6 protein-coding genes are annotated in these 12,025 nt (G+C 61.4%); 1 reads left to right on the top strand and 5 read right to left on the bottom strand.

Features of this window, described 5'->3' with window-relative positions; genetic code table 11:
• Nucleotides 1-7 precede the first annotated feature (7 nt).
• Entirely contained in the window at nucleotides 8-3,304 is a 3,297-nt protein-coding gene (locus ACM64M_RS12060; RefSeq protein WP_416228948.1) for a TonB-dependent receptor domain-containing protein, read from the bottom strand.
• Nucleotides 3,305-3,605: 301 nt separating this feature from the next.
• Here ACM64M_RS12060 and ACM64M_RS12055 point away from each other — a divergent pair, with 301 nt between their 5' ends.
• A complete protein-coding gene (locus tag ACM64M_RS12055) occupies nucleotides 3,606-6,242 on the top strand; it encodes a M14 family zinc carboxypeptidase (protein ID WP_416228947.1) in 2,637 nt (878 codons plus the stop codon).
• Between the two features lie 8 nt (nucleotides 6,243-6,250).
• On the opposite strand, the gene ACM64M_RS12050 is transcribed toward ACM64M_RS12055, so the two are convergent.
• Genes ACM64M_RS12050 through ACM64M_RS12035 form a run of 4 tightly spaced genes read right to left on the bottom strand, consistent with a single transcriptional unit; the run spans nucleotide 6,251 to nucleotide 12,018 of the window.
• Nucleotides 6,251-6,892, bottom strand: coding sequence for an isochorismatase family protein (locus ACM64M_RS12050; protein ID WP_416228946.1), 642 nt, complete (start codon nucleotides 6,890-6,892; stop codon nucleotides 6,251-6,253).
• Complete coding sequence (locus tag ACM64M_RS12045) at nucleotides 6,892-8,073, bottom strand: CaiB/BaiF CoA transferase family protein (protein ID WP_416228945.1); 1,182 nt, start codon at nucleotides 8,071-8,073, stop codon at nucleotides 6,892-6,894. The genes ACM64M_RS12050 and ACM64M_RS12045 overlap by 1 nt, the downstream gene beginning before the upstream one ends.
• Nucleotides 8,070-9,956: a hydantoinase B/oxoprolinase family protein gene (locus ACM64M_RS12040; protein WP_416228944.1), complete on the bottom strand. Its 1,887-nt coding sequence runs from the start codon at nucleotides 9,954-9,956 to the stop codon at nucleotides 8,070-8,072. Before ACM64M_RS12040 ends, ACM64M_RS12045 begins: the two co-directional genes overlap by 4 nt.
• A gap of 4 nt (nucleotides 9,957-9,960) precedes the next feature.
• Nucleotides 9,961-12,018, bottom strand: a complete 2,058-nt coding sequence (locus ACM64M_RS12035) for a hydantoinase/oxoprolinase family protein (RefSeq protein ID WP_416228943.1) — start codon at nucleotides 12,016-12,018, stop codon at nucleotides 9,961-9,963.
• Between the last annotated feature and the right edge of the window lie 7 nt (nucleotides 12,019-12,025).

The raw sequence follows: 12,025 nt of genomic DNA, 5'->3' as shown, positions 1-12,025 counted from the left end.
CTTGCGGTTACATCGTAACGGTCGCTCCGAGGAAGAACAGCGTGCCGACCGGGCTGACCGGGAACGCCTGCTCGGTCACAAAGGGCTTGCGGTTGAAGACATTGTTCACGCCGCCGTAAATGTCGACCATGTCGGTCGCTTCAAAGCTGAAGGCGATATCGTGGATCATCACATCGCTGGAAATGCCATTGGCCACCGAGAATGTATCGTCACCGGAGTTGCCAACGTCCTCGATCTCGACCGAGCGGAGGCCCTGTGAATCGAGGTAGGTGGTCGACCATGTCAGGCTGAAGCGCTCATATTGCGCGTTGAGCGCGGCGCGCCCTGCCCACTCTGGTCGTTGCAGTTCGCCCAGTTCAGGATCGACCAGCGTTGGGTCCGCAGGGTCGAAGAAGTTGTTGAGTTTATCCACCCAGGTCCCGCTCGCGTTGAAGGTGAAGTCAATCGGGCCAAAACCGAATTTGTATTGCAGTGAAGCTTCAATCCCGGCGGTTTCCTGCCGCGCAAAATTGACCGAAGTCTGGCGCAGGAAGGTAAAGCCGCCGGTCGACGGATTGCGGTTGATGAGGTCGCAGAACCCGTTGTTGATGCTGGCGCTGTCGACGCAATTGTCGACGATGTCCTGCGCGCCAACCGCGTTGATCGCGTTCTCGATCTCGATGTTGTAATAATCGACGGTAAGGATCAGGCCCGAAAGGAAGCGCGGAGTGATCTGCGCGCCAAGTGTAAAGGTGGTGGCTGTTTCTTCTTCAAGGTTCGGGTTGCCGCTGATCGAACCGGAGAACCGGGCAGTGAGCGGATCGACGTAGGAATAGCCGCCGCCACCAAAGGTCGGGTCGAACCCGATCTGGTTGAAGAAAGCGGTGCAGTTTGCCTGACGCAGCGCCGGATCGTCGGCGGTGACGAGATTGCCGACATCGCAGGGATCGACCGGGCGGAAAAACGCACCTTGCGGCGGATTGAACAATTCGTTGATGTTCGGCGCGCGCACGGCCTCTGCATAAGTCCCGCGGAACAGGATGTCTTCGCTCGGTGCATAGAGCCCGCCAACGTTCCAGGTGAAGGTGCCGCCCACGGTCGAGTAATCGGAATACCGTGCAGCGCCGCTCAGTTCGAGCGTTTCGGCAAACGGCATGCCAGACAGAATCGGAATGCGCACTTCGCCAAAGATGTCATAGACGGTGAACTCCCCTCCCGCATTGGCGATCGTCGAAGCCGGGTCGAACACCAGAGAGTTTTGCACGCCGCCTGTCACATCACCGACGAAGTCCCCGGCGTTGGCGTTGGGCGTGGTTACGGGCACAATGCCGCGCACCAGCGGATCGAAGTTCGAGCTGCTCTGCTCCTCGCGGAATTCAAAGCCAGCGGCAAAGCCAATGGGGCCGCCGGGCAGTTCAAATATCGCGCCGGTGTCGCCGGTAAAGATCGCGCTGAAGACGAGCTGTTCAAGCTCAAATTCGTTGACGGTTGTCGCGGTAATGAAGTCGATTGCGTCCTGGCTGATCGCGCCGACCCCGCCAAGGATGTTTGCCGGAGCGCAGGTACCATCACCCGGGTTGAAGGTGAAAAAGCCCGGATCACCCGCCGGAATGCCAAACGGCGTGGTGGCAGGCGGAGTGGGGTCAATGTCGGAACGGCAGATAGGATTGCCGCCCGCATCGGTGGTTACATCAATTGCGGCAAAGAATCGGTCAGTAATGACGCGGTTGGCATCAAAGCTGGTCTGATTGAACTTCCCGTAATTGCCCGAAATCTCATAGGAGAAATGATCGGTGATGTCGCCGCGAATGCCGCCAACGAAACGCATGGTCTCAAATTCGTTGCGGTTCCGGTTTGCCCCCAAATCTGCAGGGTCACGCGTAATGTAGAACCCTTCGTCAGTGCCATTGCCGAAAAAGAGCGGGGCGACATATTGTGCGAGTTGCGGGGTGATGAAGGGGTTGTCGTCACGGATCGTCAGCAGATCGTAAAATGTGTTGGGCTGCGCCTGAAACTCGGCCGAATTGGAAACGAACTTGCCTTCGAAAAACAGGATCGCGTCCGGCGAAATCTCAAAGGTCAGGTTGGCGTTGGCCGACCAGCGCTCGGTTTCCGGGATCAGCGAATTGACATCGAAATTGTTGGCGATGCCTGGGCCGCCAAATTGGTTGAACAGGCCGGTGATCGCGCCGTCCTGATACACAGCGAGCGTGCCATCAGGATTGATGACGGCGCAGCCACCAGCAAGTCCAAACGCACCGTTCTGAAAGGTGCTGTTGAAACCGACCGAGCTTTCAAGGCAATCGGCCACGCCATTGCCATTGATGTCCGGACCGTCGCTCAGGCCAATATCGCCCGGCGCGATGACCCCGCCCGGAGAAGACAACGAGAAAGTTGGTTGACCCGCAATAAAGCGGCGCGGGGCGTTGGTGGCGCGGTCGATCAAGGCCTGCTCAGCTGCGCTGAACACTGGCGCGACGCCGAACTCTGCAGTGTAATCGTTGATGAAGTCCTGAACGCCGCCGCCGCTTGGGATCAGGAAGCCAGTGGGAAAACCGCCCACACCGACCGCAAAGAAATTCGCAAAGTTCGGGGTGCTTCCAGTGATGTCGCCCGCCTGAAACCGCAATGCCGGATTGGCCTGATCGTCAAAAATGCCGTTGTTCCGTGAAAAGTCGCGCTCTCCGAATTGCAATTCATTGCCGCGCGCATATTCGCCCGAAACCACGAAATTGCCCCGGCCATCGGCGAAGTTGACGCCCCATGTGAGGTCAGCATTGATGCGGAAACTGTCCCCTTCGGACGAAACGCCCGATTGAACATTGGCCTGAATTCCCTCGAAATCATCCTTGAGCACAAAGTTGACCACGCCCGTGACGGCGTCTGCACCGTAAAGCGAGGAAGCGCCGCCAGTGAGCGTTTCGACCCGGTCGATCAGCGCGGTCGGGATCGAGTTGATGTCGACCGCCTGTTCCCCCGCGACGCCGGAGACGTGGCGGCGACCATTCACCAGCACCAGCGTCCGGTTCGACCCAAGGCCGCGCAGGTTCAGGATCGATTGCCCGACCGCCTCGGAAAAGATGCCGTCAATCGATCCTTCAGATGTGGTCGACGTGGACAAAGCTGGAATGTCGCGCAGCACATCTACAACGTCAGGCGTGCCGGCCTGGGTGAGAGCTTCGGAACCGATCGAAATGATCGGAGCAGGCGCGCCAATATTGGGATCAAGCGCAATGCGCGATCCGGTGACGACAATGCGGGGTTCTTCTTCTGGCTCCGCGGCATCCTGGTCCGGCGTGGATTGTGCATAAGCAGCAAATGGCATCGCGCTAACAGCAGCCAGGAGGAGGGCGTGACCGGACAGTTTTAGAGGTTTCATTGCGTTCCCTGTTCGTGTTTTGGTGCGACGCACAAATTTCATCCACCTGTCATAAGTGTCAAGGGTGCCCCCATTGAATTGGATAAGATTGCGCTTGCCTTTGTAAGTTTGTTGCGAATTTGCCACGCATTCCGGTTACTTTGAAACACTGCCATGAAAAGCGCGGGCCAGCATGCTTGACCGCGCAGCGCGATTGACCGAACTGTTTCATCCAATCCCTTTGCTCGGGCGGAATCAGGAAATTTAGATGAAGCGTGAAATAATGTGCCGGTTCGCAAGTGTGCTGGCGACAATGGGTCTCGCGGTTTTGGCACCGCAGGGGGCCGCGCAGGCGCAATCCTTCATCGCAGCGGAATTCGATCCCGCCATTCCCACCTTATCCGATACTGTCGGCCATGCGCCGGGAGATCGGATCACTTCGCCCGGCGAAGCCGATACCTATCTGCGCGCTTTAGTCGCAGCCGCGCCGGACCGGACGAAGCTGGTGCAATATGCGATCAGTTGGGAAGGGCGACCGCTCCACTATCTGATCATCACCGCGCCGCAAAACATGGCGCGGATTGATGCAATCAGAAGCGACCTTGCCAATGTGGCGGCCGGGCGCGCCAGCACTGGTGATGCACTGCCGGTGACCTGGCTCGCCTACGGTGTGCACGGCAATGAAATCGCATCAACCGATGCGGCGTTGATGATGGCCTATCATCTGCTCGCTGCAAGGGGCGATGCGCGGGTCGAGCAGATTCTGAGCGAAAGCATCGTGGTGCTTGATCCGATGCAGAACCCGGACGGGCGCGCGCGTTTCGTCAACCATTTCCGGGGCGCGGTGGGCATCGAACCTGCAGGCGACCGGCAGGCCGCCGAACATGACGAAACCTGGCCGAGCGGGCGGGTCAATCATTACCTGTTCGATCTCAACCGCGACTGGTTTACGCTGAGCCAGCCAGAAACGCGCGGAAAGGTTGCCGCGATCCGCGAATGGAACCCGGTCGCGGTGGTCGATGTGCACGAAATGGGCGGAGACGAGACGTATTTTTTCTCCCCCGCCGCGCAGCCAATCAACCCCAACATCACCGATGCGCAGCGCCGCGCCTATGAGATTATCGGGCGCAACAACGCGGCCTATTTTGATCGCATGGGTGAGCCGTATTTCACCCGCGAAGTCTATGATCTGTTCTATCCCGGATATGGCGACACCTGGAACACGCATCAGGGCGCCATTGGCAGCACCTATGAACAGGGGTCGGCGCGCGGGCTGGTGTGGCAGCGCCGCGATGGGACCGAACTGATCTATGCCGACGGGGTGCGCAATCATTTCATCGCCAGCATCTCCACAGCCGAAGCGGTCGCGCAGAATGCCGATAGATTTCTCGGCGACTTTGCCGCCTATCGCCGCGCCAATGCGGGCGGAGCGGCAGGCACAGGCAGCTATTTAATCGACCTCAGCACGCGCCGCTGGAATGCTGAAAGTCTGGGCCGCCGATTGGCTGCGCAGGGGATCGAAGTGCACCGCAATGCGGGCGCGGCGAATGTATGCGAGCGGTCCTATCCGCAAGGCTATCTTGCCGTGCCGCAAGCCCAGCCCGCCGCGCGGCTGGTGCGCAGTCTGCTGGACCGCGACACCGCCCTGCCGCCAGACTTCGTTACCGAACAGGAGCGCCGCCGGTCGGACGATCTGCCGCATGAACTCTATGACGTGACCGCATGGTCGGTTGGGTTGATGTCGGGTGTCGAGATTGATCTGTGCGGTGGTTCGGTCGCCGGAGAGGCGCTGGATGCCGCCGCACCGATTGCGCCGCTCGTTCAGGGTTCGGGCGATTTTGCCATCGCAGTCCCATGGACTGATAGCGGTCAGGCCCGGCTGGTGACGCTGGCCTTGCGCGAAGGGATCGAGGCCCGCGCCACCGATGAGGCATTCACCAAGAACGGACGCATATTCCCTCGCGGGACGGTGATTTTTCCGGCGGGCGCGAACACTGCCGAAGGCTTGGCGCGGCTGCGCGAGCTTGCCAGCACTATCGGCGCAGAGACAGTCGGTCTCGATTCAAGCTGGGTTGAGGACGGGCCGAACCTCGGCAGCGATGCGTTTGTCCGGCTGACCCTTCCCAAGGTCGCAATCGCGTGGGACGAGGGCGTCTCGCAGCTTAGCGCGGGAGCCTTGCGGTTTGTCCTTGAACAGCGGCTCGGCCTGCCGGTTGTGCCAATTCGCACGCACCGGTTCGGGCGCGCGGATTTGACCGATTATGATGTGCTGCTGGTGCCCGACGGCGATCCGGGCGATGCTCTGGGTGAAAGCGGCAAGGCGACCATCCGCGCCTTTGTTGAACGTGGAGGGGTGCTGGTGGCCATAGAGGGCAGCCTGACGACTTTTGCCGAGGGCGACAATCCGCTCATCTCGGTGCAGCGCGAAGCGGCGCTGGGCCGCGAACCTGAAAGCGAGGATGAGGGGCAGACCGCATTGCGCGAAGCGACCGAGATCACCAGCGAGGAAGCCTATCGTGCCGCGATCGCCGATCAAGCCGCACTGCCTGACACATTGCCCGGAGCCTTGCTCAACACCGTGGCGGACCGCGAACATTTCCTTTCGGCGGGCTATGATGGCGGCGCGGTGGTTTTGGCCAGCGGATCGCAGATATTCACCCCGCTTAGCCGCGCCGATGGAGCCAATGTGCTGCGTTTTGAAGTCGCTGAACGGCTTATTGCCAGCGGTTATGTCTGGGATGAGAACCGGCGGCAGTTGGCGTTCAAGCCTTATCTGATGGCGCAGCCGAGCGGGCGCGGTCTCACGATAGGTTTTGCGCATGATCCGGCAACGCGCGCCTATCTGGACGGGCTGGACCTGCTGCTGGCAAATGCGGTTCTCATCGCCCCTTCACGGGTCCGATAAAGGGTCTGTCAGGCGGTATTGTTGTTGGCATCGATGATGGCGACCGCCTCTGCCTCGCTGATGACTTCGGCATATTTGGCCTGCAGGTCGAACAGATTGGCTTCGTGCGGGCCGGGGTGGCGGTCGGCGCAGGCTTCGCGCACGACCAGCGGGACAAAGCCATGCTGCATAGCGTCGAGCGCACTTGCCCGGACGCAGCCCGAGGTGGAAAAGCCGGTGATGAAGAGGGTATCAATGCCCTGCGCGTGCAAGGTTTCGGCAAGTCCGGTGCCGAAAAACGCCGATGGGTATTGCTTGGTGATGACCAGATCGCCTGGATGGGGCACAAGGTCAGCGGGGAATTCGCCAAGGGGCGAGCCTTCGACCCACATCCTCACCACCGGCGATTTGCGGGTGAAGACCCCACCGTCTGACCCATCGGCGCGGTATTGGACGTTGGTAAAGATCACCGACACGCCAGCCGCGCGCGCTGCGTTCGCCAGCCGTTGGCTGCTGTCCTTCGCCGCCGCTGCAGTTTCCATAAACAGCGGTGAGCCTTCTGAAAGATAGGCCGTCACCACATCGACGATCAGCAGCGCTGGGCGCTTGCCTGGTTGCAGGCGCCCTTCGAACACCCCTGCGTAATTGTCGCTTGCCGAAGGGGCAGCCATCAGACGATCCCCGCCTGTGTCAGTCGCGCAAGTTCGCCTGCATCCATGCCCAGACGTTCGCCGTAAACCTCGGCATTGTCCTGCCCCGGTGCGGCGGGAGCGGGGCGACGGATGGTTGAGGGCGTGCGCGACAGTTTGGGGAAGGTGTTCTGCATCTTTATCCGTCCGCGGTTCTGCGTTTCGACCTCGATGATCGCCTCACGCGCCTGAAAATGCGGATCGGCCAGCATATCGGGCGCGCGGTAGACGCGGCCGGCGGGGATCGAATATTCGGTCATCAGCGCGTCGACCTCGTCCACCGTGAGCGTGGCGGTCCAGTCATTGATAAGCGCATCAAGCTCGTCCTGATGATGCCCGCGCGCGATGTGGGTGGAATAGCGTTCGTCGCTCGCCAGTTCCGGACGGCCCATCGCCTGGCACAGCCGCGCGAAGATCGCATCGCCATTGCCGCCGATCATGTAGCTACCGTCACAGCAAGTATAGACGTTCGACGGCGCGATACCTTTCAGCACAGACCCCGAGCGTTCGCGGATCACGCCGTTGCGGTCATATTCGGGGACCAGCCCCTCCATCACCTGCAACACTGCTTCGTAAAGCGCGGAATCGACCACCTGCCCTTCACCGGTCTTCTCGCGGTGATGCAGCGCGGCGAGCACGCCCATGCAGCCATAGGTCGCGCAAAGTGTATCGCCAATTGAGATGCCCATGCGGGAAGGGGGACGATCCGGCTCACCCACGATGTAACGCCACCCACCCATCGCCTCACCAATCCCGCCGAAGCCAGCGCGGTCGGAATAGGGGCCATCTTGCCCGTAGCCGGACATGCGCGCGATAATCAGACCGGGGTTGACCGCGTGGAGTTCCGCTGGCGACAGGCCCCAACGTTCAAGCGTGCCGGGCTTGAAATTCTCGATCAGCACATCGGCGTCGGCGATCAGGCGCTTGGCGAGCGCCTGACCTTCTGGAACGCGCAGGTTGCAGGTGACAGAGCGTTTGTTGCGGGCGATGACTTCCCACTGCACTTTCTCGTCGCCTTGCCCCCAATTGCGCATCGGATCGCCTGCGCCCGGCGGCTCGATCTTCACCACATCCGCACCCATGTCGCCCAGCAATTGCCCGCAGAATGGACCGGCGAGCAGCTGGCCCATTTCGACGACCTTGATGTCCTGGAGAGCGCTCATTCGGCGGCCTCGCGCAAATTCCATACCGGCTGGATCGGCGCGGAAAGGCCGGTTTCGGCCTCGCAATTCGCCCTCAGCGCGTCGATTCCCGGGCCGAAATCAAAGAGCGGTAGGTCACCGCGCGATGCGGTCATGTTTGCACGCAGGGCTGCGGTGGCAGCGCTTTCAACCGTGCCGCTTGCCTCGGCGACTACGCCGTAAGCGCGCGCGCCTTTTGCGGTCACCAACCCCTGCCGGATTTCGAGGCCCACCAGTTCCGGGTCACGCGCAAGGGGGTCGCCCCAGCCGCCGCCGCCCCAGGTGATGAAGTGGAGCAGATCGCCTGCCTTAACGGCCACGTTTTCGACCTTATTGCCGACGATCTCGGACGAGCCATCGGCGCGTTCGAGCACTTTCTTCGCGCGCGCTCCCGGCAGCCCGCCATTGACACCCCACGGCGGCACGAACCAGCGGTCGTCATGGATTGCAATCTCGCCATCGACCAGAAAGCGGTAGGTCATGTGGATGCCATTGCCGCCCCGGTGCAGGCCCGCACCGCCGCTATCGGGCGCGGTTGCATAACGTTCAATCCGCAGCGGGAAATAGCGTTCGAGGAACTCGTTGGGGACATTGGTGAAGCCCGGCCACAGCGAATGTCCGTCCGGCCCGTCGCCCATCGGGCGGCCCGGAATCCCTCCGAACCCGATCTGGAACAGCTGGAACCAATCGCGCGTCCCATCCTCGCGGCTATCCCAGCCCGAATAGAACAAGTGGGGCGATGATGAGAACCCGGCGGCGTTGAGGAATTCCGGGGTCTTCTGGCCAAGCAACCCTCCGAGAATGTCGAATATGCGGCCCAAAGCATGAGTTCGGCCCGACAGCGCGGCAGGGAAGCGCGGCTTCAGCAAGGAGCCTTCCGGGATGCGCACTTCGATCAGATCGTAGAACCCGTCATTGAACAGGATTTGCGGATCGAAAACCATGATCATGTAGATGCCGAAGAACATCTTGAACATGTTTTCATTGAGGAAAAAGTTGATCGATGCCGCCGATTGCGGGTCGGTGCCGTCGAAATCGAGGATCACCTTGTCGCCATCGCGCCACATGGTGCAACGGATCTTGTATGGGCCGTAGCCTTTGCCGTCGTCGCAGATGTAATCCTCGAAACTGACCGGCTCCTCGGCCACGGCCATCGCCAACAGCGATTTCATTGCGCGGTGGTTGCGGGCCAGAAGTTCCTGCGTGGCCGAGACATAGACATCATCGCCGAACCTCTCGGCCATTTCGACCACCCGGCGCGCGGCGACGCGGCAGCTGGCGATCAACGCGTTGAGGTCAGCCTGACACCAATCGGGTTTGCGGGTCTGGTGCATCACCAGTTTCATCAAGTCTTCGTTATACTCGCCGCGCTTCCAGATTTTCACCGGCGGAATGCGCACGCCCTCTTCGAAGATTGATGACGCGCCAATCGGCATCGAGCCGGGCACCGAACCACCAATGTCGCTCTGGTGGCCGAACATGGCAGTGAAGGCGATCAACCGGCCATCCTTGAACACCGGCAGCATCACCAGCCAGTCATTCGAATGGCTGATCGCGCCCGCGCAGGAATAGGGATCGGAGAGGAAAATCATGTCCCCATCTTCGATCGTCCCATCATAGCTGATCAGGAAGCCGTCGATGAAGCTGCCGAACTGGCCGACGATCATCTTGCCGGCGGGGTCGGCAATGAGAGGGAATGCGTCACCCTGTTCGCGGATGCCGGGCGACATGGCGGTGCGCACCAGCGTCGCGTCCATTTCGATCCGGGCGTTGCGCAGCGCGTTCTCGATGATGTCGAGCGTCACCGGGTCGATCGCGACCTTTGCAATCGGGGAGGTGTTGGGTTCGATGATCTTGGCGGGCATGATCTTACCCCTTCGCTTTGAGAGTGATGAGGATGTTGCCGACCGCATCGACGACCGCGCGGCAATCATGTTCGACCAGCGTGGTCGAATCCATTTCGGTGATGATCGCCGGGCCTTCGATCACGTCGCCCTGCCGCAGCTTGGCGCGGTCATAGATCACGGCGGCGCGTTCTGCCCCGTCGATCCATACCGTGTGGTCGCGGATCTTGGCCGCTGACGGGTCGCCATCCCCTTTGGGCAGCTCGGCAGCGGGCAGGGCAGGGGCCTGTCCCTGCGCCACCGCGCGCAGGTTCACGATTTCGTGCGGCGTATCCATGTTGAAGGTGAATAGCCGCAAGTGCTCCTCGTCAAAGCGGGCGAGGATGCCTTCGATCCCGTCCGCCTCCAGCACGGCCTGAGTGATGGTGAGCGGCACTTCGAAAGCTTGGCCCGCATAGCGCACATCGATTTCAAACAGCGAGGTGATCTGATCTTCAGAGATGCCATCGGCCAACAATTCGCTGCGGGTTTGTTGCGCCATGTCGTCGAGCACGCTGACAAGATCGGATATGCTGGTATCCTTGGCGAGCCGCGAAAAGCTGCGCGCGGTCTCGGTGCGCATCCGGGTGGTGGCATCGCCGAGAGCGCACAGCACGCCGGGGGAGACGGGAGAGATCGCGGGCCAACTGCCCATCAACCGCGCGACTGCGTTAACGTGAAGCGGCCCCGCGCCGCCAAAGCCCATCAGCGCAAATTCGCGCGGGTCATAACCCTGCTGCACCGAGATCATCCGCAGCGCGCCGAACATGTTTTCATTGACGATATCGATGATCCCGCGCGCGGCCTCCATCAGGCTGATGCCCAATGCATCGGCGATGGTCTGCACCGCCACCTTTGCGCCTTCGCGGTCAAGCTTGAATGCGCCGCCGAGCAGGTCTTCGGGCAGATAGCCCAGCACCACATTGGCATCGGTCACCGTGGGCAGCGCCCCGCCCTTGTTGTAGGCGACCGGCCCCGGCACAGCGCCCGCGCTTTCCGGGCCGACGCGCAGCGCGCCAGTGAGTTGCGGCACGTGCGCAATCGACCCGCCGCCTGCGCCCACGGTCTTCACGTCGAGCGCCGAGGCGCGCACCGATAGGTGGCCGACTTCGGTGGTGCGCTGGCGGCGCGGCTCCAGCCCTTGAATCAGCGCCACATCGGTCGAGGTGCCGCCGACATCCAGCGTGAGGATGTTCTCGAACCCTGCATTCTTCGCCACCCACAGCGCGCCAGTCACCCCGCCTGCGGGGCCGGACATGAGAATATTTACCGGGTGTTCCTCGGCCTTCTGGCTCGACATCAACCCGCCATCCGAGCGCAGCAGCGACAATCGGCCCTTGAAGCCTTCATGTTCGAGCTTCGTCCGCAGGCTGGAGACATATTTGCTCACGACCGGCCGCACCGCCGCATTGGCGACGGTGGAAAGCGTGCGTTCGTATTCCTGCATCTCCGGCAGGACTTCGTGGCTGAGCGAAACTGGGATACCGGGCAGTTCTTCGGCGGCGATCTCCCCGATGCGGCTTTCATGCGCGCCGTTGAGGTAGGCGTTCATCAGGCTGACGGTCAGCGCCTCGATCCCGTCGCTCTTGAGCTTGGCGAGCGCCGCGCGCACCGCGGCTTCATCGAGCGGCGCGACTTCGCGCCCTTGCGCATCCATGCGCCCCGGGACTTCGACAGTGTGTTCCAATCGTGCGAGCGGCTGCGGTTTGGGCCATACGATCCACGCGGCGAGCCCGCCTGGGACATAGGAGCGCGCGATCTGCATAATGTCACGGTAACCCTGCGTGGTGACGAGGCCGACGCGCGCGCCCTTGCCTTCCAGCACCGCATTGGTGGCGACCGTGGTTCCGTGCAGGAAATAGGTGATCTGGTCCGCCGAGATCCCGGCATCGGCCATGATCGCCTTCACCCCGTTGAGGATGCCTTCGGAACTGTCATGTGGGGTTGACGGGGTCTTGTGCCGCCAGAACGCGCCGCTCGCCTCGTCAAACAAGAGGAGGTCGGTGAAAGTCCCGCCCACATCAACGCCCAACCTGTAAGTCATGCCGTGT

The organism is Qipengyuania sp. ASV99, from assembly GCF_047872805.1.
Taxonomy (GTDB): Bacteria; Pseudomonadota; Alphaproteobacteria; order Sphingomonadales; family Sphingomonadaceae; genus Erythrobacter.
The sequence above is the reverse complement of the archived record's forward strand: the minus strand, read 5'-3'. Positions and strand labels throughout refer to the sequence as shown.